This window comes from Streptomyces sp. NPDC059524 (assembly GCF_042749255.1).
GTDB classification, from domain to species: Bacteria; Actinomycetota; Actinomycetes; order Streptomycetales; family Streptomycetaceae; genus Streptomyces; species Streptomyces xanthii.
The window spans coordinates 1-25,012 of the sequence record NZ_JBHYTK010000125.1 but is presented as its reverse complement, the minus strand read 5'-3'; the positions used below and the strand labels follow the sequence as shown (position 1 = coordinate 25,012).

Below are 25,012 nucleotides of genomic sequence, written 5' to 3'. Positions count from 1 at the left end.
CCTGAAATGCAGGCGCTTCGCGCCGCATTTCCCCGATGGGGCGCCGCCCCGATGGAGATCGCGCACGAAGTGCGCATCTCCAGGGGCGCGGGGAACTGCGCGACCAGCCACGACGCACCCGCACCCCGCGACGAGACAGCTACCGGGCAGACGGGACGCGGCGGCGCAGGAGCCAGAACGCCGCGTAGGTCAGGGCCGAGACCAGGGCCAGGACGACGCCCGTCTCCATCAGCTGCATGGGCCAGAAATGGGCCGGGGGATGGCCCTCGCGGTAGAAGCCCGTGATGTTGTGCTCGGTGAGGCAGCCGCGGTCGTCGACGCACATCGGGTCGTCGATCCGCGCCCCGGAGCCCGTGATCGCACCCTCACCGGTGAGCTCGCCGGCGAAGAAGCGGTAGCCCTGCTCGACGGAGCCGGTGACCGTGCGGGTGCTCCACAGGTGCGGGCGCAGCTGTCCGAGGAGGGTGGAGAGGACGAGGAGCAGCACTCCGGAGGTCGCGGCCGCGGGCAGGGCCCGCCGGTGCAGCAGCGCGCCGAGCGCCCCGCAGGCCAGCCCCAGCAAGGGCAGGGCGACGGCGACGCTGCCGAGGGTGTCGAAGGAGCCGGCGGCGTACCACTGGTTGTCGGTGAGGCCGGGGGCCCGCGCCACGACGGCCTGGCGCAGGGCGACGAGGAGCCCGGTGCCGAGGGTGAGGAGCAGGGCCGGGAGGGCCAGCTTCGCGGTGAGCCAGCGGACCGGGGTGACGGACTGGGCCCAGGCCAACTGGGCGGTCCCGCGCTCCAGTTCGCGGCCGAGGACGAGCGCGCCGGTGTACAGCGCGGCGGCGAGCGGCACCGCGGCGAGCGTGACGTCGACCGAGAGGGTCGCGAAGCCGTAGGCGCCCGCGGTCGGGCCCTGGGCGACGCAGGAGTTGGCCACTCCGGCGACGCAGCGGCCGACGATGCCGAGCCCGGAGGTGCCGGGGCCGATGAGCCACAGCTGCACGCCCGCGCAGAGCGCGACGTAGGCGACCCAGAGCCACAGGGCGGCCCGGTGGAGACGGAGGACCGTCCAGGTGAGGCCGGTGCGGGGCGAGAAGGTCAGGGCGCTCATGCGGAGGCCTCCTTGCGGCGGGGCTGGTGCCGGCGCAGGACGAGGAAGGCGGCGGCGACGGCGAGGGCGGTCAGGGCGAGGAGGACGCCCGTCTCGGCGAGCTGGCGGGGCCAGTAGTCGGGCGAGGGGAGGTAGTGGCGGGTGAAGCCGGTGATGTCGTGCCGGTCCAGGCAGGCCTGTGTGGTGCAGCCGGGGTCGCGGATCTCGGCGCCGGTGGAGGTGACGGCCCGGCTGTGCACGGGCAGTTCGGGCTGCTGGTGGCTGCCCTGGAAGGGCCAGGAGTTGCCGCGGAACGCGCCGGCCAGGTACGTGCCGGTGCCGGCGACGGCGAGCGCGGGCAGGGTGCGGCGCAGCACGAGCGCGGCGAGGACGCCGAGGGCGAGGCCGAACAGGGCGTTCGCGACGGTCGCGGGACCGACGGAGAAGGCGAGGTCGCGCGGGCCGATGCCGGCGACGAGCAGGTGGTTGCGGTCGTCCCAGACCAGGCGGTACAGCACGACGATCAGGGTGGTGCCGAGCGTGACGGACAGGGCGGGCACCGCGAGCTTCGCGGCGAGCCAGCGGGCCGGGGACACGGACTGCGTCCAGGCCAACTGGACGGTGCCCGACTCCAGTTCGCGCGCGATCAGTGGTCCGGCGGCGAAGAGGGAGACGGCGACCGCGGCGATGCGCGCCCAGGTCAGCGGATCGTAGAAGAGGGAGTCGAAGGTGAGGAAGAAGCCCCAGCCGAGGTCGTGGCGGGCGGCTTCGAAGGCGCCCTCGTAGCCGAGGGAGTCGAAGGCGCGCCGGGCCTCGCCGGAGCCCGGGCCCCACAGCCACAGCAGCAGGCCGAGGCTGATCGCGACGTATCCGGTCCAGGCCCACAGGGCGGTGCGGTGCAGGCGCAGGGTCGTCCAGACGAGGCCGTCGGGGCCGGGCAGGGTGCGCCGGACGCGCGGGGTGTCCTTCTCGAGGGCGGGGGCGCTCACGCGGACACCTCCGTGGTCAGCGGGGCGGGGGCCGGGCCGGTGCTCGGGGTGAGCAGCGCCGGGGCGTCGGGGGAGCGCAGGTGGGCGAGGAGTAGTTCCTCCAGGGAGGGCTCCTGGACGGCCCAGCCGGCGCCGAGCGCGCCGTCGCGGCGGATCAGCGCGGTGATGCCGCGGCCGGAGGCGCGGGACTCGACGACGGTGTGGCCGGTGAGGTCGCCGCGGCCGGTGACGAGGCTGTGGGCGCCGATGAGGTCGTCGATGCCGCCGCCGAGCCGGATGCGGCCGCCGCCCAGCAGGAGCAGGTGGTCGCAGGCGTCGGAGAGCTCGGCGACGATGTGCGAGGACATCAGGACGGTCGTGCCGTGTTCGGCGGCGTCGGCCATCAGGGTGCCCATGAGCTCGTGCCGGGCGAGCGGGTCGAGGTCGGCCATGGGCTCGTCGAGCAGCATCAGTTCGGGCCGCTTGCCGAGGGCCAGGGCGAGGGCGACGCGGGTGCGCTGGCCGCCGGAGAGCGAGCGGACCCGTGCCTTGGGGTCGAGGTCGCCCTGCGCGACGATGCCCGCCGCGTACGGGGCGTCCCAGCGGCCGGGGTTGAGCTCGGCGCCCAGGCGCAGGGTGTCGGCGATCGTCAGCTGGGGGTAGAGGGGCTTGTCCTGGGACAGGTACGCGACCTTGGCGCGGTGCTCACCGGGGGCGCCGCCGAGGACGGTGACGCGGCCGGAGGTGGGGCGCAGGAGTCCGGCGGCGATGGCCAGCAGGGTGGACTTGCCGGCGCCGTTGGGTCCCACCAGGGCGCTGACGCGGCCGGCCGGGAGCCGGAACGCGCAGTGGTCGAGGGCGGCGATGCCTCGCCGCCCGTAGCGCTTGACGAGGCCGGTCGCCTCGATGGCCGTGGTCATGCTGTCCCCTTGGTGCTGCTCGTGGTGCGGAAGTGTGCGTCCAGCGCGCTGCCGAACAGGGCGGCCACGTCCTCGCGGTCGAGCCCTGCCTCCTTCGCGCGTCTCGTCCAGTCCTCCAGCTCGGCTCGCAGCGGCGAGTCGGCGGGGGACGAGCCCAGTGATCTGCGGACGAACGTGCCCAGGCCGCGGCGGGCTTCGACGAGTCCGGAGCGCTCCAGCTCGCGGTACGCCTTCAGCACCGTGTTCGGGTTGATGGCCGTCGCCTCGACGACCTCGCGGGCGGTGGGCAGCTTGTCGCCGGGCTCCAGCAGGCCCAGGCGGAGGGCCTGCTCGGTCTGGTGGACGATCTGCAGGTAGGTGGCGACGCCGCTGGAGCGGTCGATGCGGAACTCGATGACGGGCCCCGTGTCCCCTGCCACGTCGTACCCCCCTTTCACTACTTTCACTAATCAAGTAGTGAAAGGGTGATGCAAGAGAGGGGCCGGCGTCAAGCGACACCGGCCCCTCCAGGCCTTGCTACGGGGTGAAACCCCAGGTCAGGACTCTGTGCGGTACATCAGATCCGTCTCGTACGTACTGAAGCCGAGCCGCTCGTACACGCTCACCGCCGCCTTGTTGTCCGCGTCGACGTAAAGCATCGCCGTCGGCAGACCGGCCGCCGCGAGGTGCCGCAGCCCCGTCGTCGTGAGCGCCTTGCCGAGCCCGCCGCCCTGGTTCCCCGGCGCCACGCCGACCACGTACACCTCGCCGATCCGCTCCGCGGCGTGCACCTTCGTCCAGTGGAAGCCGACCAGCTCGTCGCCCTGGAACGCCAGGAAGAAGCCCGCCGGGTCGAACCACGGCTCCGCCTTGCGGTCGTCCAGATCGCGCTGGGTCAGCGAGCCCTGCTCGGGGTGGTGCGCGAACGCCGCCGCGTTCACCGCGAGCCACGCCGCGTCGTCCTGCCCCGGCACGAACGTACGGATCCGCACGCCCGCCGGCAGCACCGGGTCCGGCAGCGCCAGGTCGCTCAACGAACGCCGCATCTGCCGCAGTTCGCGGAACAGCGTCAGGCCGAGCACCTGCGCGAGGTGCCGCGCCGCGCTGTGCCCGCCGTGCGCCCACACCCGCAGCCGCTTCCCGGACGCGGCGAGCAGCGCCGCGCCCAGCGCCCGCCCGTGCCCGTGCCCGCGGTGCGCGGGGTGCACGACCAGCTCGGCGGCCGGCGCCTCGACCGGGTCGGTGTCCTCGAGCTGCGCGTAACCCGCGAGCTCCCCGCCGACGGTCAGCAGCAGATGCCGCACGCCCTCGCGCTCGCCGCCCCGCAGCTGGAGCCGCCCCTGCTCCGACACGGCCTGCTGGCCGTCGGTCCTGGCGGCCTCGGCGAGCAGCGCGAGGACCTCGCCGGCCTGCCCGGCGGACAGAGCTGACAGGGTGTCGATGGATCGGCCCGGAACGGCCGGATCGCTGGCGTTTGCGGAGTCCGTGGTCATGGCTACGAGGGTACGGGCCGCCCCGCCCCGGAGAAGGGCAACCGCCTCGTAACCTGCAACCCCCTGTTGCGCTACGCGCGTTGACTCTAGGCTGCCCCGGGTCACCGTCGTCGCGCAGGAGCGCCGCGGACACCGCACCCGCAGGGGGGACACATGCCCGTGAAGAGGAACCGGCCGGGCCGCCGGATCAGAGCGGCGCTCGCCGCGACCGCCACGCTCGCCACCGCCGGCGCGCTGGTCGCCGCGCTGCCCGCAGGAGCCACGCAGCAGGACCGCGACCGGCACGGCCAGGGCCGCTACCAGGACGTCCAGCTGCTCTCCTTCAACGACTTCCACGGCAACCTGGAGCCCCCGGCCGGCTCCTCCGGACAGGTCACCGAGAAGCAGGCGGACGGGACCAGCAAGGCGATCGACGCGGGCGGCGTCGAGTACCTCGCCTCGTCGCTGCGCACCGCGCGCCAGGGCCACCCCTACAGCGTGACCGCCGCCGCGGGCGACCTCGTCGGCGGCAGCCCGCTGCTGTCCGGACTGTTCCACGACGAGCCCACCGTCGAGGCCATGAACCAGCTGGACCTCGACGTCACCAGCGTCGGCAACCACGAGTTCGACGAGGGCGCCAAGGAGCTGGCCCGGCTGCAGAACGGCGGCTGCCACCCCGACGCCGGCTGCTACGAGGACGGCCGCACCTTCGAGGGCGCCGACTACCCCTACCTCGCCGCCAACGTCACGGACGAGAAGACCGGCAAGCCCATCCTCAAGCCCTACTGGGTGTGGAAGAACAAGGGCGTGAAGGTCGGCTTCATCGGCGTCACCCTGGAGGGCACGCCGAACGTCGTGACCGCCGACGGCGTCAAGGGCCTCAAGTTCCACGACGAGATCGAGACCGTCGACAAGTACGCGAAGATCCTCGACAAGCAGGGCGTGAAGTCGATCGTCGCGCTCATCCACGAGGGCGGTGCCCCGGCCTCGGGCGACTACAACTACGACTGCGACTCCCCGGGCGCCGGCGACGGCATCTCCGGCCCGATCGTCGACATCGCCAAGGGCATCACCCCGAAGGTCGACGCGCTCGTCACCGGCCACACCCACCAGGCCTACGTGTGCACGATCCCGGACCCGTCCGGCAAGCCCCGCATGGTCACCTCCGCGTCCTCGTTCGGCAAGGTCTACACGGACACCACGCTGACCTACGACCGCCGCACCCGGGACATCGTGCGCACCTCGGTGAAGTCCGCGAACCACGTCGTGGCCCGCACCCAGCCCAAGGCCGCCGACATGACCTCGCTGATCGGCCGCTGGGACAAGCTGGCCGCGCCGGTCGCGAACCGTCCCGTCGGCCACATCTCCGCCGACATCCTGGGCCGGGGCGCGAAGACCCCGGAGGAGCCGCTCGGTGACCTGATCGCCGACGCGCAGCTCGCCTACGGCAAGTCCCTGGACCCGAAGACCTCGCTGGCCCTGATGAACGCCGGCGGCGTCCGCTCCGACCTCGTCCACAAGGCGAGCGGCAGCGAGGGCGACGGCGTCGTGACCTACCGCGAGGCCTTCGCCGTCCAGCCGTTCAGCAACACGGTCAATCTGGTCGACCTCACCGGCGCACAGGTCGTCGAGGCGCTCCAGCAGCAGGTCAGCGGCTCGAACGAGGCCTCGCCGAGGGTCCTTCAGCCGTCCTCCGGGCTCACGTACACGATCGACATGAAGAAGACCGGCGCGGCCCGTCTCCTCGTCGACACGGTCAAGCTGAACGGCGCGGCCATCGACCCCGCCGCCACTTACCGTGTCGCGATGAACTCGTTCCTCGCGGGCGGCGGCGACGGCTTCACGGCGCTCGGCCAGGGCAAGAACCCGCTCGTCGGCGGCGACGACCTCAAGGCGTTCGGTGACTACCTGACCGCGAACTCCTCCGCGCAGAAGCCGATCGACCCGCCGAAGGCGGACCGCGTCACCATCCTCAAGTAGGCGCGGCACAGCGCTTCTTCGGGCACGTCCGAGTGGCTCACGGCTCTTCGCCGTGGGCCACTCGCGCGTCGTGAAGATTGTTTGCGCGAAGGGTGGGGGTGTGTGGTGGAATCACCCGATGCGTACCCCCCACCGCATAGCCGACGACCCCATATCCGACGGCCGCACCCCCTTTGATGGACCGAACACGGAATCGGTTCCCTCGGATCCGGACACGCGCGCGTACGCGAACCCGTACGACGAGCTCGCCGCCCTCGCCGGGAACCCGCTCGACGAGTTCCTCCACGAAGAGCCGGACGACCCCGACGACGAGGAGTGGTCGCCGCCCAACCACCGGCGCGGCAGCCGCCGCCGCAACCGCTTCGCGGGCCTGTCCCTCGCGGCGAAGGGCGTCATCGCCGTCCTCGTCCTCGCCGCTTTCCTGACGCTCGCCGACCGCTGGGCCCTGCTCTACGCCGAGCACGAGGCCGCCCAGAAGCTCAAGCAGCAGATGAGGCTGACGGCCGCCCCCGAGGTGGAGATCGAGGGCTTCCCCTTCCTCACCCAGCTCGCCGACCGCCGCGTCGACGAGATGAAGGTCACCGTCCCCGACGTCGCCGCCGACCGCGTCACCCTCGCCGAGGTCTCCGCGACCGTGCGCGACGTCCGGATCAGCGGCGAGGGCCTGACCGGCATCAGCGGCGCGCAGGCCGACGCCATGGACGGCGAGGTGCTGCTCAGCTTCGCCGACATGAACCGCGAACTGGGGGCCTCCCAGGTCACCTTCACCGGGCACGGCCGCGACAAGGTCCTGGCCCGCGGCACCCTGCCCGTCGCCGGACACGACCTGAAGGTCCGGGCCGACGCCACCATCCGGCGCCTGGGCACCACCGGCATCAGCACCGACATCGACGGCATGAGCCTGAGCATCGGAGACCTCGCCACCTACCGGCCCGGCACCGGGCCCTCCCAGGGCCTGCACCTGAGCCGCCGCTCGGTCGCCCGCGTCACCGCCGAGACCGACAAGGCCAGGCGGCTGCTGTCCATCCCCGCGCTCATGCACCGCGCCGGCGTGCCCGACCGGGCCGTGCGCGCGGCCCTGCGCAGCGACACCGAGCTCGCCGAACTCACCGGCTCGCCCCGCTTCGTGCACCGGCTGATGCGCATGAACCTGATCGACATCGCGCTCGACCACCCCTGGCTGCTGCGGAAGGTGGGTCTCGACCCGTCGCTGCTGGACAGCCTCTCCCGGCTCACCCGCCCCGCCCTCGCGGACCGGCTCTCCCTCGCCTTCCGGCTGCCGGAACTGCCCCGCGACCACGGCTACGTACGCCTGCGGGACGTCTCCGTCGAGAAGGACGGCATCCGCGTCGAACTGTCCGGCGCCGGACTCAGCGTCGGGGGCTGACCGGCTACGGCAGTTCGGGCGGCGGCGTCGGCGCCCCCGGCAGCGTGACCGTGGCGACCGTGCCGCCGCCGTCCGCCGCCGCGAGCGTCACCTCGCCGCCGATCGCCTCCACGGTGCGCGCCACGATCGAGAGCCCGAGCCCCGAACCGGGCAGCGCCCGCGCCGTCGGCGAGCGCCAGAACCGGTCGAACACGTACGGCAGTTCCTCGTCCGGGATGCCCGGCCCGTGGTCCCGCACGGTGAGCGTCCCGCGCATCAGCCGGACCTCGACCGCGCCCCGCTCGGGGCTGAACTTCACGGCGTTGTCCAGCAGGTTCACGATCGCCCGCTCCAGCGCGGCCGGTTCCGCCCGCACGTACCAGGGGGCGAGGTCCGCGCTCACGACGAGCTCGGGCCCGCGCAGCCGCGCCCGTTCGACGGCACTGCGCACGGTGTCGTGCAGCGAGACGACCTTGAGCGGCGCGTCGTCGGCGGTCAGCCCGCCGCGGGACAGCTCCTGGAGGTCACCGATGAGCGCGGCGAGTTCGGACATCTGCGCCTTGAGCGAGGCGAGGAGCGCCCTGCGGTCCTCGGGCGGGATCGCGCGGCCCGTCTCCTCGCTGCGGGTGAGCAGATCGATGTTGGTGCGCAGGGAGGTCAGCGGGGTGCGCAGCTCGTGGCCGGCGTCCGCGATGAGCTGCTGCTGCAGTTCGCGGGACGCGGCGAGCGAGGCGGTCATGGAGTTGAAGGACGCGGACAGCCGGGCGATCTCGTCGTCGCCCTCGACGGGGATGCGGACGGTGAGGTCCTCGGTGCGGGCCACGTGCTCGACGGTGTCCGTCAGCTCGTCGACCGGCCGCAGTCCCGTACGGGCGATCCACAGGCCCGCGGCGCCCGCGCCGAGCACGCCGATGCCGCCGACGAGCAGCAGGATCCAGGCCAGCGAGGTGAGCGGCCGGTCGATCTCGCTGAGCGGCTGGGCGATGGAGACGGCGTACCGGTCCTGGAGCGGCCGCGCGACGCTGGGTCCGGGCCGGTAGGTGTAGACGCGCTGGGCCTGCCCGTGCTCGTTCTCGGCCGTGTGCAGGGCGAAGTCGTCCTGGCCGGAGGCCACGCGGACATCGGCCGGCTCGGCGGCGATCGGGGTCTGGCCGGGGCCGGTGCAGGTGCGGCCCGAGGCCGTCACGAGCTGCACCGTGTAGTTGCCGACCGGGGACGGAGCCTCGACCTGCCCGCCGACGCAGGCGGCGGCCAGCTGGGTCACATAGCCGTCGTCGACCTTGGTCCCGCGCAGCGAGGAGTCCATCTGCGACTGGAGCTGGGCCCGCGTCATGAACCAGCACGTGACCGCGACCGCCGCGACGGCCGCCGCGACCGCGACCGCGACGAGCAGCGCGAGCCGTGACCGCAGGGGCAGCCCGCGCAGCCGGCGCGGCCACCCGCTCACTCGGCCCCGCCCGACCGCAGCACGTAGCCCACGCCCCGCACCGTGTGCACGAGCCGCGGCTCGCCGCCCGCCTCCGTCTTGCGGCGCAGGTACATCACGTACACGTCCAGGGAGTTGGAGGACGGCTCGAAGTCGAAGCCCCACACGGCCTTGAGGATCTGCTCGCGGGTCAGGACCTGGCGCGGGTGGGCCAGGAACATCTCCAGGAGGGTGAACTCGGTGCGGGTCAGTTCGACGGTCCGCTCGCCCCGGGTCACCTCACGGGTCGCCGGGTCCATCCGCAGGTCGGCGAAGGACAGCACGTCGGAGTCGTCCGCGGCGCCGGCCGCCGCGTACCCGCTGCGCCGCAGCAGCGCCCGGACGCGTGCGAACAGCTCGTCGAGCTCGAACGGCTTGACCAGGTAGTCGTCGGCGCCCGCGTCGAGCCCGGTGACGCGGTCGCCGACCGTGTCGCGCGCGGTCAGCATCAGGATCGGGGTGGTGGAACCGGTGGCGCGCAGCCGGCGGGCCGCGGTCAGCCCGTCCATGCGCGGCATCTGGATGTCGAGGACGACGAGGTCGGGCCGGTACGCGGCGGCCTTCTCCAGGGCGTCCGCGCCGTCCACGGCGACCTCGGTGGCGTACCCCTCGAAGGCGAGGGAGCGCTGGAGCGCCTCCCGCACCGCGGGCTCGTCGTCCACGATGAGGATGCGGTGCCGGTCGTCACGGTCGCCGTCGGCGGGGTTCATGGGCTGCGTTTTCCTGTCGGTGAGAACGGGGCGTACGGACGGGCCTTCAGCCTCGCACGGACCCCCGCCCCGTGTGCGCGCCACGGCGGGCGGTCTTCGCCCGCGCCTTCGCGGGCGTCTTCGCCCGAGCCGCGGACTGCTTCGTGGCCTGTGCCTTGGCCTGCTGCCTGGCCACGGACGGGACGAGCTCGGCGGGGCGGGCGGCCGGCGGGTGCAGGACGGCGGCGACGGCGAGCGCGAGACCGGTGTCCGCCGGGCCGTGGGCGGTCGCGGGGTGCGGGTGGACGGGGAAAGCCATGGGGTCCTCCTGCGGGGGACGGGCCGCGGCGGTCAGCTGTTCGTGCCGCCCGCGCGCAGGGTGTCGAGGTCTGCCTTGAGGGTGTTGACGGGGATCGCGAAGCCGAGGCCGACACTGCCGGCGCTCGACGAGGAGCCGGCGTCCTGGGCGCTGGAGTACATCGCCGAGTTGATGCCGATGATGTTGCCGTTCATGTCGATCAGCGCGCCGCCGGAGTTGCCCGGGTTGAGCGAGGCGTCGGTCTGGATCGCCTTGTACGTGGTCGTGGACGAGCCGGTGTCGCCGTTGAACTCCCGGCCGCCGAACTCGAAGGGCCAGCCGCCGTCCCCGCCGCCGCCCTGCTGTTGCTGCTGCTGTCCCTCGTCGGTGGAGACGGTGACGTCGCGGTCGAGCGCGGAGACGATGCCGCTGGTGACGGTGCCGGTCAGGCCCTCGGGGGAGCCGATCGCGACGACCTGGTCGCCGACCTTCACGCCGGAGGAGTCGCCGAGCGTGGCGGCCTTGAGCCCGGAGGCGTTCTTCAGCTTGATCAGCGCGAGGTCCTTCTTCGCGTCGGTGCCGACGACCTCCGCCGTGTACGTCTTCCCGTCACTGGTGCGCACCTTCACCGAGGAGGCCCCGGCGATGACGTGGTTGTTGGTGACGATCTCGCCGTCGCTGGTGAGGATGACGCCCGAGCCGGTCGAGGAGCCGGAGCTCAGCTCCGCGTTGACCTCGACGATCGAGGGGCTGACCGCCTGCGCGACCCCGGCGACGGTGCCCCGCTGGCTGCTCGGCACGACGGTGGTGCTGGTGGAGCTGGAGGCGGCGGTGTCGCTGCCGGTCAGCTCCTGGAAGGCGTACGCGGTGCCGCCGCCGACGGCCGCCGCCGCGACGGCCACGGCCGCCAGCAGCCCGACCGGGCCGCGCAGCCGCTTCCGCCTCGGCGCCTCGGGAGCCTCGGGGGCCTCGGGGGCCGCCGGGGCCGGCGCGTGGGCCGGCGGGGGCGGGTAGGCGCCGTAGGAGGAGCCCTGGGGGTACTCGTGCTGGTACTCGCCGCTGGGGCGGAAGCTCTCGGTCATGTCACTCAGCGTGCGTCGCCGACATGAGAGCTGTCTGAGTGCTCCCTGAGAGTCCCGGCAGAAGCCTGTTTGCCCGATATAAAGACGGGCCCGGGCTTTCAGGAAGGCGGCCCCGGGCTTTCAGGGGCGTGCGGCTACTCGCAGCCGCAGGACTGCCGCACGACCAGCCGGGACGGGAACAGCTTCAGCCGCTCGCGCCGCGAGCCCGCGACCCGCAGCGAGTCGTCGAGCACCAGGTCGACGGCGGCCCGCGCCATCGCCGAGCGGTCCGAGGCGACCGTGGTCAGCGGCGGATCGGTGAGCCCCGCCTCCTTCACGTCGTCGAACCCGGCGACGGCCAGCTCGCCCGGCACGTCGATGCGCAGCTCGCGCGCGGCCCGCAGCACACCGATGGCCTGGTCGTCGGTGGAGCAGAAGATGGCCGGCGGCCGGTCGGGACCGGCGAGCAGCTCGAGCGCCACCTGGTAGGCGTCGTAGCGGTTGTACGGGGCCTCGAAGAGCCGCCCCTCGGTCGACAGGCCGGCCTCGCCCATCGCGCGCCGCCAGCCCTCGACGTGGTCGGAGACGGGGTCGCCGACGGAGGGCGTCTCGGCGGTGCCGCCGAGGCAGGCCACGTACGGGTAGCCGTGCTCCAGGAGGTGGCGGGTGGCGAGCTGGGCGCCGCCCAGGTCGTCGGTGACGACGGCGACGTCGTCGATCGCCTCGGGCCGCTCGTGCAGCAGCACGACGCGGGCGTCCCACGCCTCGATCTCGTTGGCCGCCAGATCGTTGAGACCGTGGCTGACGAGGATCAGGCCGGAGACCCGCATGCCGAGGAAGGCCCGCAGATAGTGCACCTCACGGTCGGCCACGTAGTCGGAGTTGCCGACCAGGACCATCTTTCCGCGCTCGGACGCGGCCTGTTCCACCGCGTGCGCCATCTCCGCGAAGAACGGCTGGCGCGAGTCCGGCACGATCATGCCTATGAGGTCGGTGCGCCGCGACGCCATGGCCTGGGCGACCCGGTCGGGCCGGTACCCCAGTTCCTTGATCGCGGCGAGCACCCGCTCGCGCGTGGCCGGGGCGACCGGCCGGGGTCCGTTGTTGATCACGTAGGACACGACGGCGGTCGAAGTACCCGCCAGTCGCGCAACGTCGTCCCGAGTCACCTTGGCCACGCGCGGAGTCTACGCGGATGGAACCTCTCCTGGGCAGGGCGTAAGCCCCGAACCTAGGAGTCGGCCCGGACCGGCTCGCCCTTCGGCTCCGCCGGCTGCTCGCTCTTCTTCGCCGGCTTCTCGGCCTTGTCGGGCTTCTCCGGGGTGACGAAACGGTAGCCGACGTTCCGCACGGTGCCGATGAGGGACTCGTGCTCGGGGCCCAGCTTGGCCCGCAGCCGCCGTACGTGCACGTCGACCGTGCGGGTGCCGCCGAAGTAGTCGTAGCCCCACACCTCCTGGAGCAGCTGGGCGCGGGTGAAGACCCGGCCCGGGTGCTGCGCGAGGTACTTCAGGAGCTCGAACTCCTTGAAGGTGAGATCGAGGATCCGCCCCTTGAGCTTCGCGCTGTAGGTGGCCTCGTCCACGGACAGGTCGCCGTTGCGGATCTCCATGGGGGAGTCGTCGGCGACGATCTGCTGGCGGCCCATCGCGAGCCGCAGCCGTGCCTCCACCTCGGCGGGACCCGCGGTGTCGAGCAGGACGTCGTCGATGCCCCAGTCGGCGGTGACGGCGGCGAGGCCGCCTTCGGTCACCACGAGCACCAGCGGACAGCCGGGTCCGGTGGAGCGCAGAAGCTGGCACAGGCTGCGGACCTGCGGAAGGTCACGCCGCCCGTCGATGAGGATCACGTCGGCGCCGGGGGTGTCGACGAGGGCCGGGCCCTCCGCCGGAGCCACCCGCACGTTGTGCAGGAGCAGGCCGAGGGCGGGGAGCACCTCCGTCGACGGCTGAAGGGCATTGGTGAGGAGCAGCAGAGAGCTCATCGCGCTCCACCCGCCCGGGTCGTCCTGTCTTCGTGCACGGTTCGCTCGCCCATAACGTCTGGTTCCTCCTCGGTCCCTGCGAGGACGTTTGCGGCACTGCTTCGTACTGCGCGTACTTGCGTACTCGGTCGGACCCGCGCCCCGGGCCCGTGCGCGTCCGGTGTGATGAGCGTCGTTCGTATACAACGCTCCAGAACGCACAAAAGGACTCGGGGGCTGCATTGCCCGAGTCCTCTGTCCAGCAGAATAGCCCACATGAATCGGCGTCCGGCAGGTGACGAAGACGGATCTTCTGTGCGTCCGGTCACTGAACCGTCACGTCGGGCGACCCTGCGGACACAGGACGCAGTCGTGATCGACGCCTCCCACCATCCCGGCCCGGCGCCCGGCACCGACCTCGCGATCGTGGTCGCGCACGGCTTCACCGGCGATCTGGAGCGGCCCCACGTGCGGCGCGCCGCAGCGGTGTTCGCCCAGCGTGCGGCCGTGATCACGTTCTCGTTCCGGGGGCACGGGCGGTCCGGCGGGCGGTCCACGGTCGGCGACCGCGAGGTGCTCGATCTGGCGGCGGCCGTGGCGTGGGCGCGTTCGCTCGGGCACACGCGCGTCGTGACGGTCGGCTTCTCGATGGGCGGCTCCGTGGTGCTGCGGCACGCGGCGATGTACCGGGGGCGCACGGAGGCACACACCGACGGAGTGGTCGCGGTGAGCGCCCCGGCCCGCTGGTTCTACCGGGGCACCGCCCCGATGCGCCGCGTCCACTGGGCGGTCACCCGTCCCACGGGCCGGATGGTGAGCCGCCTCGGGCTGCGCACCCGGATCCACCCCCGCGACTGGGACCCGGTGCCGCTCTCGCCCGTCGAGTCGGTGCCGCTGCTCGCGCCGACCCCGCTGCTCGTCGTGCACGGCGACAGCGATCCGTACTTCCCCGTCGACCATCCGCGCATGCTGGTCGAGGCGTCCGGCGGCAGCGCCGAGCTGTGGCTGGAGCCCGGCATGGGGCACGCCGAGCACGCGGCGAGCGACGCGCTGCTCACCCGGATCGGTGACTGGGCGGCGAAGGCCGGTGCCGGGGGTGCCGCAGAATAGGACGCCGACCGCAACACAGGACACACGAAGGGAGCCGTCCCCATGGCTGAGGGCACGATCCGCTACTGGGCGGCGGCCAAGTCGGCCGCCGGAGTCGCGGAGGAACCGTACGACGCCGACACCCTGGCCGACGCGCTCGCCGGGGCCCGCACGCGACACCCCGGGGACCTGGTGCGTGTCCTGCAGCGTTCCTCGTTCCTGGTCGACGGGAACCCCGTCGGCACCCGGGACCATGCGACGGTACGGCTGGCCGAGGGCGGCACGGTCGAGGTGCTCCCGCCGTTCGCAGGAGGGTGACCCCGATGAGCAGCAACCCGCAGTACCCGCAGCATCCCCAGCAGTACGACCCGTACGGGCAGCAGCAGTACGCGCCGCAGCCCGAGGCCGCCGACGCCACCCAGCAGTGGCAGGGCCAGACCTGGGACACCCAGGTGCAGCCCGCGCAGCAGCCGTACCTGCCGCCGCAGCAGTACGATGCCGGGCAGCAGCACGCCCAGGCCCAGCAGCCGCAGTACCAGGAGCAGCCGCAGCCCCAGCCGTACGCGCAGCCTCAGCAGCAGTCGTACGGGCAGCAGCAGTCGTACGGGCAGGCGCAGTCTCAGCCGCAGCCGTACGCGCAGCCGCAGCCGGACCCGATGACGGAGGTCCTGCCGCCGGTCCGCGCCCAGGCCCAGCCGCAGCCGCAGACCGAGCCCGCGCCGGCGTCCGCGCAGTCCGCGGCCGGTGAGCCCGCCTACGGCCCCGCCACCGTCACCGGCAACACCCGCGTCACCGACGCCCAGCGCGCCCGCGCCGAGGGCCGCTCGCCGGTCATCGAGCCCGGCATGCAGCCCGCCGGGCTCACCGCCGCGCTCGGCCTGCTGCTCGCGGGCGGCGCCGCCGTCGGCCAGTACGCGCTGCTCGTGCCGCTCCTGATCCTCCAGGCCGTCACGGCCGCCGGCTGGTTCCGGCTGAACGGCATGTGGCCCGCCCGACAGGGCATCGCCCTCGCCTTCCTCGGCGGTGTCGTCGCCGACGTCGCGCTCCTCGCGGCCGGACGGGAGCACGGCCCCGCCGCGATCCTCGGCACCCTCGGCGTCTGGGTCCTGCTCACCCTCGTCCTCCAGCTCCGCTCGCACGCCGACCCGGACGAGCGGATGTACGGCCTGATGGCGACCGTCGTCTCGGCGGCCCTCGCGATCGTCGCCGCCGGTCACCTCGCGGCCCTCCCGGACGCGGTGACGGTCGGCGGGATCGCCGTCGCGGCGACCGTCGTGGCCCGCGCCCTGCCGCTGCCCACCCCCGCGTCCGTCGTCGTGGCCCTGTCGGCCGCGGCCGGCGGCGGCCTCTTGGCGGGTGCCCTGACCGGCTTCGGCACGGGCGGCGCGCTGCTCGGCCTCGACGCCGGGGTCTGCGCCCTGATCGGTCACCGGGTCGCCTCGTACGACTACCCGTCGCGGTTCGTGCACATGACGGCGGGCGTCGCGCTCCCGCTGGCCGCGGCCGCCCCGGCCGTCTACCTGCTGGGCCGCGCCCTGGGCTGACCGCGCTCCCTTCCGCGCACCACGGCGGCGGGCTCCGATCGACAAGTTGGGAACAAGTCGGCCGGAGCCCGCCGTCTTCTCATTACCGGCACGTACGCTCGCGGCAGGAACCACTTCCGGCGCGGGGGACACAGAAGGCAGCCGGGGGACGCCAGACCATGGGGGAGCTTCCGGGCCATGCGCGCACTGCGAATACTGCTGATCATCGTCGTCATCCTCGGCGGCCTCTTCGTGATCGCCGACCGGGTGGCGGTGAACCTGGCGGAGGACGAGGCGGCCGACAAGGTGCGCACCAGCGAGGGCCTGGCGAGCACACCGAGCGTGTCCATCAACGGCTTCCCGTTCCTCACCCAGGTCGCGGGCGGCTCCCTGGACGACGTCGAGATCGGGATCAAGGACTACGAGGCGAAGAGCGGCAGCGGCACCATCCGTATCGCGGACCTGAACGCCGAGATGCACGGCGTGGCGTTCGACAGCGGCTACACCTCGGCCACCGCCGACTCCGCCACGGGCACCGCCCGTGTCTCCTACGACGAGCTGCTCAAGGCCGTCCGCAAGCAGGACCCGGCGCCGGTCGCGCCCGGCATCACCGCGAAGATCGACGGCCTGTCCTACGGCGGCGGCGACAAGATCAAGGTCCTGCTCGCGGTGAAGACCCCGCTCGGCACGCTCCACCCGACCGTCATGAGCTCCGTGCAGGTCAAGGGCGGCAAGGTCTCGGCCCGCGCGGACAGCCTGCCGAAGGTCGGCGCGTTCGACATGGCCGAGGGGCGGGTGCGGGCCGTGACCGACTTCCAGCAGGCGATCGACGACCTGCCCGCCGGTATCGAGCTCGACAAGGTCGAGGCGGTCAAGGACGGCGTCGAGATCACCGTGAAGGGCTCGGACCTGAAGCTCATCGGCTGACCCGGCCCGTGTCCGGCCGGAACCGGCCGGACAGCCGTTCGAACCGGCAGGAATCGGGCGCCCGTCCGCGATACGAGACGGCGCCGTCCGCACAGTAGAAGAGCAGGGAAGAGTCCCCGCCCCGGAGGCCCGCGCGAGCGCCTCCGGGGCGTTTCGCATCCCAGATAGTGGATGATCCCGTCTCATAATCCGACACACCGGTGACAGGCGGCCCTGAGCGTCCTTACGATCGGACGCATGATGCAACAGGCGGAATTCACGAAGCGGCGGGCAGTGGACCTGTGCCGCGTCGCCGCCATGCTCTGTCGCACCGTCTGAGCGGGCCGTGCGGCGACGCCGCCGACCTCCCGCTTTCCCCCCGGACCCCTCGAGACGACTCGGGGTCATCCGTGCACCCCCGCACACCCCCGTTCCGCATGCCCCCGCAACTGCCCCGGAGGAATACAGCATGAGCCGCAGCGACGTCCTGGTAGACGCCGACTGGGTCGAGGCGAACCTCGACAACGCGAACGTGGCGATCGTCGAGGTCGACGAGGACACGTCGGCGTACGACAAGAACCACATCAAGAACGCGATCCGCATCGACTGGACCGACGACCTCCAGGACCCGGTCCGCCGCGACTTCATCGACCAGGCCGGCTTCGAGGCGCTGCTGTCGAAGAAGGGCATCGCCAACGACACGACCGTCGTCCTCTACGGCGGCAACAACAACTGGTTCGCCTCCTACGCCTACTGGTACTTCAAGCTCTACGGTCACCAGGACGTGAAGCTCCTCGACGGCGGCCGCAAGAAGTGGGAGCTCGACTCCCGCGACCTGGTCGACGGCTCCGAGGTCCCGAACCGCCCGGCCACCCAGTACAAGGCCAAGGCCCAGGACACCTCGATCCGCGCCTTCCGCGACGACGTCGTGGCCGCGATCGGCACCCAGAACCTCGTCGACGTGCGCTCGCCCGACGAGTTCTCCGGCAAGCTGCTCGCCCCGGCGCACCTCCCGCAGGAGCAGTCGCAGCGTCCGGGCCACGTCCCGTCCGCCCGCAACATCCCGTGGTCGAAGAACGCCAACGACGACGGCACGTTCAAGTCGGACGACGAGCTCAAGGAGCTCTACGCCGCCGAGCAGGTCGACCTGGCGAAGGACTCCATCGCCTACTGCCGCATCGGTGAGCGCTCGGCCCTGACCTGGTTCGTGCTGCACGAGCTGCTCGGCGTCGAGAACGTCAAGAACTACGACGGCTCGTGGACCGAGTACGGCTCCCTCGTCGGCGTGCCGATCGAGCTCGGCGCCAACAAGTAACCAACGGCCTTTACCTCTCAAGGAGTTCAACATGTGTGGAGCGAAGGCCGGCGGCCCCGACGCCTCGACGATCAAGCCCGGTGAGACCACCATCCAGGGCCAGGTGACCCGCGACGGCGAGCCGGTGACGGGCTACGTCCGTCTCCTCGACTCGACCGGCGAGTTCACCGCGGAGGTCCCCACCTCCGCCACGGGCCAGTTCCGCTTCTACGCGGCCGAGGGCACCTGGACCGTCCGCGCCCTGATCCCCGGTGGCACCGCCGACCGCACGGTCGTCGCGCAGACCGGCGGTCTCGCGGAGGTCGCGATCGCCGTCTGAGCGATCACCTGACGGCCTGAGGGCCGCACCCCAGGGGTTGGACGCCACTGGTAAGGGGTGCGGCCCTCCGGCATGCCCGCGCCCGGGGCGGGGCGGTGTTTTCGGGGCTGGGCCCTGGGCCTCCGCACGATCTACGCTGGAGACATGCTCGCGCGGCGCAAGCACGTCTACTTCGCCATGATGGGCGCCTGTATCGCGCTCTTCGTCCTGGCCTGGAGCGTCGTGCGGCTCTGGTCGGTGCCCGCCGCCGTCGCCATGTGCGTGGTCGCCATGGTCATCCCGCCCTTCGCCGCCATGGTCGCGAACCGGCGCGGTCCCGACGACCGCTGGTGGGACGACCCGTCCGGCGACGAGAAGTCCGACGAGTGGTGGGACGAACTGGACGGCAAGAAGCGCCGGCCCTGAACCGTCCCCTGAACCGCCCCGCTGAGCTGCTGGAACGTGGCTGTTTCGTGATCGACTGACGGGCAACCCCGAGGAGTAGTCGCGGGTCTCCTGTGCGCGCGGATACGGAATCCGCGCCTCGAGTTCCGTGGGGGGACCCGTTGGAAGACGTACTCGCACCATCGGCCGAGCCCGGGGCGCCACCCGCCCTCCCGGCCGCCGAGAAGAAACCGCGCCGCCGCGCCCGACGCACCGTCGCCCTGATCGCCGGCGCCGCCGTCCTGGGCGCCGTCGCCGGCGTCTGCACCGGTTACGCCGTGCAGGCGGAGCGCGACCCCGACCCGCTGCCGCCGCTCGCCCAGCCTCGGATCACCCAGGCCGAGGGCGGCAAGCCCCCCGAGCCGCTGTCCGCGTCCGCCGACCACCGGGTGCGTACCGACGGCGACCTGCGGCGGTTGCTCGTGCCCCGCCCCGCCGGGACCCGGAAGTCGGACGGGCAGCAGGGCTGGGTCGACCAGCACGACTTCGCCGAGTACTTCTTCGAGAAGCCGGGACCGATGTTCGGCGAGCTGTCCGACGAGGGCTTCCGCCGGGCCGTCGTCGCCGGCTGGGAGAAGGGCAACGCCTCGACCTCGGTCCAGCTCGTCCAGTTCCGCGACGCCGAGGAACGTGGCTCCCTCTCCTTCCTGGACGGCCAGCTCGCCTACATGCCGGGCGACAAGTGGGCGGGCAACGCGGGCGAGCCGATCCCGCACAGCTTCAACGGGCGCGCCTTCGTGTCCGACCACGCGAAGAGCGAGCCCGGCTACGTACCCATGTACTCGGCCCGCGCGCTCGCCGTGCGCGGCGACATCGCCATGGACATTCAGATCTACGACACCCGGCCCATCCGTATGAAGACGGTCATGGACCTGGCCGAGCGGCAGTTGGAGCGCCTGTGAGTGACGAGATGCCGCAGGAGCCCGAGGCGCCGCAGGAGCCCGGGTCCCAGGACCGGCCCGCCGCCCCTCGCCGCCGCCGTCTGACCACCGTCCTGGTCGCCGGTGTCGTGCTGCTCGCCGTCGCGGGCGGTGTCGGCTTCACCGTGGTCACCGTGCGGGACGCCGACCGTACCGCCGCCACCACCGTGTGGGGCGACGCGAAGGAGCCCAAGCAGCAGGCCGGCCGCCACCCCGGCGGTGACCTGCGCGAACGCCTTCTGCCCGTCCCCGACGGATACGTACCGGGGCCGGACATCGACGAGTTCGGCAACGACCACGTGATCACCGGCCAGGACGCCGTCGACCGCTTCGAGGCCGGCTCGGACGACCTCCCGGCCCGCCAGCGCGAGGCCCGCCGCAAGGCTGTCGACAAGCTGAGGCTCAAGGGCCTCGCGATGCGCAGTTACGCCTCCGAGGACGACGACCTCGTCATCGAGACCCGGCTGGCCGAGATCGGGAACCGGCAGGTGGGCCGGGACCTGAAGGACTTCCAGTCCGGGTTCCTGCGCGCCCTCGGCGTCTTCAAGAAGGGCCCGGCGATCAAGGGCCACCGCAACGCGGACTGCTTCCTCGCGCCCCGAGAGGGCAAGGACGGCCTCGACCTGCTGACCTGCAGCGCCTACGAGGACGACCTGCTGGTCTCCGTCACCGCGTACGGCCCCAAGTCCCTCGACACCAAGGCCGTGGCCGACCTCCTCGCCCGGCAGCTCGACCACATCTCCTCCCGGGGGGAATTCGTATGACCCACCCCACCGAGACGTCCGAGAACTCCGTGACGTCCGAGAACCCCGAGGCGCCTGAGAACCCCGCGGCGCCCACGAACCCCGCGACCCCTGAGAGCCCCGAGGCGCCGGCCCAGAAGAAGGACCGCCGGGTCCTGCGCGCCGTCCTGCGCTGGACCGCCGCCGTGCTCGTCCTCGCCGCCGCCGGAGCCGGCAGCGCCTACGGGGTCATCGCGAGCGACCGCGGCGACCTGCCGGGACTCGCCACGGAGAGCGACGGCCGCTGGGAGTACCCGAGGATCGAGCGGCCCCCGCTCCCCGAGGGCGCCCCCGCGCCGTTCGCCGAGGGGAACCTCCGCGAGGAGCACTTCGCCGACCTGCGCGCCCTGGTGCTGCCCGCCCCGAAGGGTGCCATCGCCGACCGGAAGCTCACCGGCCACGACGGCTGGCTCGACACCGACAGGTACCTCGCGGAGTACGACAAGGAACACCGCCGCGAGCTCGCGGAGGCACTCAGGGACGGTGGCCTGCGCCATGTCGCCGCCCGGGGCTGGACCATGCCCGACGGCACCCGCACCCGTGTCTACCTGCTGCGCTTCAACTCGGGCGCCTTCGCCCGCGACTACCGCAGGAACCTCACGAGCAACGGGGCGCTCCCGGCCGGCGTGGAGCGCGTCGACCCGGACCACGAGCTCAGGAACAACACGACCGCCGTCCGCTTCACCTATCTGCGGGTCTTCGGCGAGCAGCGCCCCTACGGAAAGGAGCGCGTCCGCTTCGCGTACATCGACGCCGGTGACGTGATGGCCCTGGTCGTGCAGTCGGACGACGGGCACACCCCGGCCGTGCCCTTCCACCAGACCGTCGCCCTGCAGAACCAACTGCTCGGCTGACGGCGCAGCCCGACCTCGCCGAGAGAGCCGGACCCCGCACGGATAGAGTGGGGTCCGGCTCTGTCCGCTTACGTTCGCTAGTCCGCTAGTGCCGCTCACCGAGGAGCACCCGTGCTTGAGGCCTTCTTCTCCGCTCTGCTCGTCCTGGTCTGCGTGGGCGTCCTCGCCTTCGCCGGTCTGACCGTGAAGAAGCTGTACCAGGGCCAGCGCTGACCCCCTTCGAGGAAAGCCCCAGATCATGATCGAGATCCCGTCCGACCTGAACCCCGAGCTCGTTCCGCTCGCCTTCCTCCTGGGCAACTGGGCGGGAGCCGGTGTGACCGACTTCCCCGGCGCCGAGAAGGCCAATTTCGGCCAGGAGGTCAGCTTCACCCACGACGGGCGGGACTTCCTCGAGTACCACTCGCACACCTGGATCCTCGACCAGGACGGCAACAAGGTGAAGCCGCTCGAGTCCGAGTCCGGCTTCTGGCGGATCGACAAGGACCGCAAGGTCGAGGTCGTGATGGTCCGCGACGACGGCGTCGTCGAGGTCTGGTACGGCGAGCTGGCCGACAAGAAGCCGCAGATCGACCTGGCCACGGACGCGGTGGCCCGCACGGCGGCCTCCGGCCCGTACAGCGGCGGCAAGCGTCTGTACGGCTACGTGAAGAGCGACCTGATGTGGGTCGGCGAGAAGCAGACCCCCGAGGTCCCGCTGCGCCCCTACATGTCGGCCCAGCTCAAGAAGGTCGTCTCGCCGGAGGACGTCGCCGAGATGGCGCGCAACCTCCCGGACATGCCCGACGACGGCATCGCCTTCTTCAAGTAGGACCTCCGGGTCTTTCGGGCCAGGTCTTACACTCGGCGGTGTGGTGAGCACCGACTGGAAGAGCGACCTGAGGCAGCGCGGCTACCGGCTGACGCCGCAGCGTCAGCTTGTCCTCGAAGCCGTCGACACCCTGGAGCACGCGACCCCCGACGACATCCTGTGCGAAGTGCGCAGGACGGCGTCGGGGATCAACATCTCGACGGTCTACCGGACCCTGGAGCTCCTGGAGGAGCTCGGCCTGGTCAGCCACGCCCACCTCGGGCACGGCGCCCCCACCTATCACCTGGCCGACCGCCACCACCACATCCACCTCGTGTGCCGCGACTGTACGAACGTGATCGAGGTCGACGTCGACGCGGCCCAGGACTTCACCGCGAAGCTGCGCGCCGAGCACGGCTTCGACACCGACCTGAAGCACTTCGCGATCTTCGGCCGCTGCCGGGACTGCGCGGCCCGCGCCTCCGCCCCGGATCCGGGGGAGGACCCGCAGGAATAAGCGGGTCCGGGCCGTCGTCGTAGTCTGTGTGACCATGCAGCGACATTCCACGAGCAGCCCCCTGCTGACCCTGCCCGGCGCCGTTCCCGGCGAGGGCCGGGACGAAGGTGTCGCCGCCCACTACGGCGATCTGTTCCGCGAGCAGCGGGCCCTCGCCGACGGCCGGGGCGTCGTCGACCTCTCGCACCGCGGCGTCCTCACCGTGACCGGCGAGGACCGGCTGAGCTGGCTGCACCTGCTGCTCACCCAGCACGTCAGCGACCTGCCCCCGGGCCAGGCCACCGAGGCCCTGATCCTGTCCGCGAACGGACACATCGAGCACGCCCTCTACCTCGTCGACGACGGCACGACGACCTGGGCGCACATCGAGCCCGGCACGCGCGAGGAGCTCCTCGCATACCTGGAGTCGATGAAGTTCTTCTACCGGGTCGAGGTCGCCGACCGCACCGACGAGTTCGCCGTCGTCCACCTGCCCGCCGGCTCCATCGCCCCGGTGCCGGACGGGGTGGCGGTGCGCGAGACGGCGTACGGCCGCGACCTGTTCCTGCCGCGCGCCGACCTGGAGTCGTACGCGGAGCAGAACGGCCCGGCGGTCGGCCTGCTCGCCTACGAGGCGCTGCGCGTCGAGCAGCACCGGCCCCGGCTCGGCCTGGAGACCGACCACCGCACCATCCCGCACGAGCTGGGCTGGATCGGTTCCGCCGTCCACCTCCAGAAGGGCTGCTACCGGGGGCAGGAGACCGTCGCCCGCGTCCAGAACCTGGGCAAGCCGCCGCGGCGCCTCGTCTTCCTGCACCTCGACGGCAGCGAGGTGCACCTGCCGCCGCACGGCGCCGAGGTACGGCTCGCGGCGGACGGCCCCGAGGGCCGGAAGATCGGCTTCGTCACCACCTCGGCCCGCCACCACGAACTGGGCCCCATCGCCCTCGCCCTGGTGAAGCGGAACGTGCCGGTCGACGCGGAGCTGATCGCGGAGACCACGGCCGCCGCCCAGGAAGTCGTCGTCGAGCCGTAGCCCTACATCTCCAGCAGGACGGTGAACGGGCCGTCGTTCGTCAGGGACACCCGCATCTGCGCCCCGAACCGGCCCGTCGCCACGGTCGCGCCCAGCGCCCGCAGCTGCGCCACGACCTCGTCGACCAGCGGCTCGGCGACCGGGCCGGGCGCCGCCGCGTTCCAGGTGGGCCGGCGGCCCTTGCGGGCGTCCCCGTAGAGCGTGAACTGGCTGATCACCAGCAGCGGCGCGTCGATGTCGCTGCACGACTTCTCGTCGCCGAGCATCCGGATCGACCAGAGCTTGCGGGCCAGCTGGGCCGCCTTCTCCTTCGTGTCCTCGTGCGTGACCCCGACGAGGACGCACAGGCCCTCGCCCTTGATCTCGCCGACCGTCTCGTCTCCCACGACGACGCTCGCGCCGTCCACTCTCTGCACCACTGCACGCATACGGTCATCATGCCGTGCCGCGCCTACCCGTTCGGGCGCCCTCCCGAACCCCCCATCCGGGGCCTATATGGGGCAACGCGCGCGAAGCGGCCACCCGGAGTGGCACGATGCTTCCACGTGGTGCGCCAGGGGCGCACGGCGTCGGTCCGGTCGAGGGGACGGTACACAGCCCATGGATACGCACGCGCATCCCATGAACCACACGCCGAGCACGGGGCTTCCCGGTCTCTCCCGGACGCCGGTGCAGCGCGTCGACAGCCCCGCGCTGCCCGCCGCCCCCGCACCCGACCTGCCCGCGCTGAGCCTCGCCGAACTGCGGGCGGTGCGGCGCGACTCCCAGCGCGACGAGGCCGACCTGTCGTACGTACGGCGGCTGCTGCAGGGCCGGATCGACATCCTGCGGGCCGAGCTGGCCCGGCGCCACGACCCGGAGTCCCCGGTCGTGGACCGGCTCTCCGAGATCCTGCGGGACCAGCCGACGGGGCAGCGCTCCTCGGCCCGGCACGTCACGCTGGGCACGCCGCACAGCGAGGAGTTCCGGTCGCTGGCCGAGGGGATGCTCGCGGAGGTCGAGCTGTCGGATCTCGGGGCGCGGACGGATGCGGAGCTGGATGCGGGGCTGGGGCGGCTCGTCCGGTTCGAGCAGCAGGTGTCGCGGCGCCGGCAGGTCCTGCAGCGGGTCGCCGACGACTGCAGCGGTGAGATCGCGCGTCGCTACCGGGAGGGTGAGGCGCGGGTCTCCGATCTCCTCGGGGGCTGAGCTCTCGCGTCGCGGTCCGCGGGCCGGTGGGGGCTGGCCGCGCAGTTCCCCGCGCCCCTGAAATGCAGACGCTTCGCGTCGCATTTCCCCGACAGGTGACCGCCCGATGGAGATGGCGCACGAAGTGCGCATCTCCAG

The 25,012-nt window shown here is 72.3% G+C and carries 28 protein-coding genes; 16 read left to right on the top strand and 12 right to left on the bottom strand.

The annotated features are described in order from the left end of the window. Positions 1–139 precede the first annotated feature (139 nt). The 5 genes from ACFW9D_RS28510 to mshD all read right to left on the bottom strand — a co-directional run bounded on the left by ACFW9D_RS28510 (position 140) and on the right by mshD (position 4,432). A complete protein-coding gene (locus ACFW9D_RS28510) occupies positions 140–1,093 on the bottom strand; it encodes an ABC transporter permease (RefSeq protein WP_384626405.1) in 954 nt (317 codons plus the stop codon). Further along, positions 1,090–2,061: a hypothetical protein gene (locus tag ACFW9D_RS28505; protein WP_384626402.1), complete on the bottom strand. Its 972-nt coding sequence runs from the start codon at positions 2,059–2,061 to the stop codon at positions 1,090–1,092. Before ACFW9D_RS28505 ends, ACFW9D_RS28510 begins: the two co-directional genes overlap by 4 nt. Beyond that, complete coding sequence (locus ACFW9D_RS28500; protein WP_188337746.1) at positions 2,058–2,960, bottom strand: ABC transporter ATP-binding protein; 903 nt, start codon at positions 2,958–2,960, stop codon at positions 2,058–2,060. The genes ACFW9D_RS28505 and ACFW9D_RS28500 overlap by 4 nt, the downstream gene beginning before the upstream one ends. After that, a complete protein-coding gene (locus ACFW9D_RS28495) occupies positions 2,957–3,379 on the bottom strand; it encodes a GntR family transcriptional regulator (RefSeq protein ID WP_188337745.1) in 423 nt (140 codons plus the stop codon). Before ACFW9D_RS28495 ends, ACFW9D_RS28500 begins: the two co-directional genes overlap by 4 nt. Positions 3,380–3,496: 117 nt before the next feature. Continuing rightward, complete coding sequence (gene mshD, locus ACFW9D_RS28490) at positions 3,497–4,432, bottom strand: mycothiol synthase (RefSeq protein WP_188337744.1); 936 nt, start codon at positions 4,430–4,432, stop codon at positions 3,497–3,499. Positions 4,433–4,585: 153 nt separating this feature from the next. Between mshD and ACFW9D_RS28485 the strand changes: the two genes are divergently transcribed. Then, positions 4,586–6,391: a bifunctional UDP-sugar hydrolase/5'-nucleotidase gene (locus ACFW9D_RS28485; protein ID WP_188337743.1), complete on the top strand. Its 1,806-nt coding sequence runs from the start codon at positions 4,586–4,588 to the stop codon at positions 6,389–6,391. A 118-nt stretch (positions 6,392–6,509) separates the two neighbouring features. Continuing rightward, positions 6,510–7,778, top strand: coding sequence for a DUF2993 domain-containing protein (locus ACFW9D_RS28480; protein WP_188337742.1), 1,269 nt, complete (start codon positions 6,510–6,512; stop codon positions 7,776–7,778). A gap of 4 nt (positions 7,779–7,782) precedes the next feature. On the opposite strand, the gene ACFW9D_RS28475 is transcribed toward ACFW9D_RS28480, so the two are convergent. The 6 genes from ACFW9D_RS28475 to ACFW9D_RS28450 form a co-directional block, all read right to left on the bottom strand. Then, positions 7,783–9,204 (bottom strand): sensor histidine kinase, encoded by a 1,422-nt coding sequence (locus tag ACFW9D_RS28475; RefSeq protein ID WP_384626397.1) that lies wholly within the window; start codon positions 9,202–9,204, stop codon positions 7,783–7,785. Beyond that, the gene (locus ACFW9D_RS28470; protein WP_188337740.1) at positions 9,201–9,932 is read right to left on the bottom strand and encodes a response regulator transcription factor; all 732 of its coding nucleotides are present in this window, start codon (positions 9,930–9,932) and stop codon (positions 9,201–9,203) included. Before ACFW9D_RS28470 ends, ACFW9D_RS28475 begins: the two co-directional genes overlap by 4 nt. 46 nt (positions 9,933–9,978) lie before the next feature. Next, positions 9,979–10,230: a hypothetical protein gene (locus tag ACFW9D_RS28465; RefSeq protein WP_384626394.1), complete on the bottom strand. Its 252-nt coding sequence runs from the start codon at positions 10,228–10,230 to the stop codon at positions 9,979–9,981. A gap of 32 nt (positions 10,231–10,262) precedes the next feature. Next, positions 10,263–11,291 (bottom strand): S1C family serine protease, encoded by a 1,029-nt coding sequence (locus ACFW9D_RS28460; RefSeq protein ID WP_384626392.1) that lies wholly within the window; start codon positions 11,289–11,291, stop codon positions 10,263–10,265. 134 nt (positions 11,292–11,425) lie between these two features. Next, positions 11,426–12,448 (bottom strand): LacI family DNA-binding transcriptional regulator, encoded by a 1,023-nt coding sequence (locus tag ACFW9D_RS28455; RefSeq protein WP_384626389.1) that lies wholly within the window; start codon positions 12,446–12,448, stop codon positions 11,426–11,428. 53 nt (positions 12,449–12,501) lie between these two features. Further along, on the bottom strand, positions 12,502–13,254 hold the full coding sequence (locus ACFW9D_RS28450; RefSeq protein ID WP_188337736.1) for a response regulator transcription factor: 753 nt from the start codon (positions 13,252–13,254) through the stop codon (positions 12,502–12,504). 255 nt (positions 13,255–13,509) lie between these two features. Here ACFW9D_RS28450 and ACFW9D_RS28445 point away from each other — a divergent pair, with 255 nt between their 5' ends. The 13 genes from ACFW9D_RS28445 (at position 13,510) to ACFW9D_RS28385 (ending at position 23,686) form a co-directional block, all read left to right on the top strand. Then, on the top strand, positions 13,510–14,343 hold the full coding sequence (locus ACFW9D_RS28445) for an alpha/beta hydrolase (RefSeq protein ID WP_384626385.1): 834 nt from the start codon (positions 13,510–13,512) through the stop codon (positions 14,341–14,343). 42 nt (positions 14,344–14,385) lie between these two features. Further along, on the top strand, positions 14,386–14,640 hold the full coding sequence (locus ACFW9D_RS28440; RefSeq protein ID WP_384626383.1) for a MoaD/ThiS family protein: 255 nt from the start codon (positions 14,386–14,388) through the stop codon (positions 14,638–14,640). A 5-nt stretch (positions 14,641–14,645) separates the two neighbouring features. Next, positions 14,646–15,866 (top strand): hypothetical protein, encoded by a 1,221-nt coding sequence (locus tag ACFW9D_RS28435; protein WP_384626381.1) that lies wholly within the window; start codon positions 14,646–14,648, stop codon positions 15,864–15,866. A gap of 177 nt (positions 15,867–16,043) precedes the next feature. After that, entirely contained in the window at positions 16,044–16,772 is a 729-nt protein-coding gene (locus ACFW9D_RS28430) for a DUF2993 domain-containing protein (RefSeq protein ID WP_188337732.1), read from the top strand. A gap of 448 nt (positions 16,773–17,220) precedes the next feature. After that, the gene (locus ACFW9D_RS28425; RefSeq protein WP_188337731.1) at positions 17,221–18,066 is read left to right on the top strand and encodes a sulfurtransferase; all 846 of its coding nucleotides are present in this window, start codon (positions 17,221–17,223) and stop codon (positions 18,064–18,066) included. A gap of 31 nt (positions 18,067–18,097) precedes the next feature. Next, positions 18,098–18,385 (top strand): DUF1416 domain-containing protein, encoded by a 288-nt coding sequence (locus tag ACFW9D_RS28420; protein ID WP_030784848.1) that lies wholly within the window; start codon positions 18,098–18,100, stop codon positions 18,383–18,385. 144 nt (positions 18,386–18,529) lie between these two features. Further along, positions 18,530–18,790: a DUF3099 domain-containing protein gene (locus ACFW9D_RS28415; protein WP_384626377.1), complete on the top strand. Its 261-nt coding sequence runs from the start codon at positions 18,530–18,532 to the stop codon at positions 18,788–18,790. Positions 18,791–18,930: 140 nt separating this feature from the next. After that, positions 18,931–19,710 carry a hypothetical protein gene (locus tag ACFW9D_RS28410; protein ID WP_384626374.1) on the top strand — a complete coding sequence of 260 codons (780 nt, stop codon included), beginning with the start codon at positions 18,931–18,933 and terminating at the stop codon, positions 19,708–19,710. After that, a complete protein-coding gene (locus tag ACFW9D_RS28405) occupies positions 19,707–20,492 on the top strand; it encodes a hypothetical protein (RefSeq protein ID WP_384626371.1) in 786 nt (261 codons plus the stop codon). Before ACFW9D_RS28410 ends, ACFW9D_RS28405 begins: the two co-directional genes overlap by 4 nt. Further along, positions 20,489–21,364 (top strand): hypothetical protein, encoded by an 876-nt coding sequence (locus ACFW9D_RS28400; RefSeq protein WP_384626369.1) that lies wholly within the window; start codon positions 20,489–20,491, stop codon positions 21,362–21,364. The genes ACFW9D_RS28405 and ACFW9D_RS28400 overlap by 4 nt, the downstream gene beginning before the upstream one ends. Before the next feature lie 238 nt (positions 21,365–21,602). Then, positions 21,603–22,175, top strand: a complete 573-nt coding sequence (locus ACFW9D_RS28395; protein ID WP_188337726.1) for an FABP family protein — start codon at positions 21,603–21,605, stop codon at positions 22,173–22,175. 40 nt (positions 22,176–22,215) lie between these two features. Continuing rightward, positions 22,216–22,671: a Fur family transcriptional regulator gene (locus ACFW9D_RS28390; RefSeq protein ID WP_188337725.1), complete on the top strand. Its 456-nt coding sequence runs from the start codon at positions 22,216–22,218 to the stop codon at positions 22,669–22,671. 34 nt (positions 22,672–22,705) lie between these two features. Then, positions 22,706–23,686: a folate-binding protein YgfZ gene (locus ACFW9D_RS28385; protein ID WP_188337724.1), complete on the top strand. Its 981-nt coding sequence runs from the start codon at positions 22,706–22,708 to the stop codon at positions 23,684–23,686. A gap of 2 nt (positions 23,687–23,688) precedes the next feature. On the opposite strand, the gene dtd is transcribed toward ACFW9D_RS28385, so the two are convergent. Then, the gene (dtd, locus tag ACFW9D_RS28380) at positions 23,689–24,114 is read right to left on the bottom strand and encodes a D-aminoacyl-tRNA deacylase (RefSeq protein ID WP_188337723.1); all 426 of its coding nucleotides are present in this window, start codon (positions 24,112–24,114) and stop codon (positions 23,689–23,691) included. Positions 24,115–24,307: 193 nt separating this feature from the next. Between dtd and ACFW9D_RS28375 the strand changes: the two genes are divergently transcribed. Then, positions 24,308–24,874: an ABC transporter substrate-binding protein gene (locus ACFW9D_RS28375; protein ID WP_384626365.1), complete on the top strand. Its 567-nt coding sequence runs from the start codon at positions 24,308–24,310 to the stop codon at positions 24,872–24,874. Positions 24,875–25,012 lie beyond the last annotated feature (138 nt).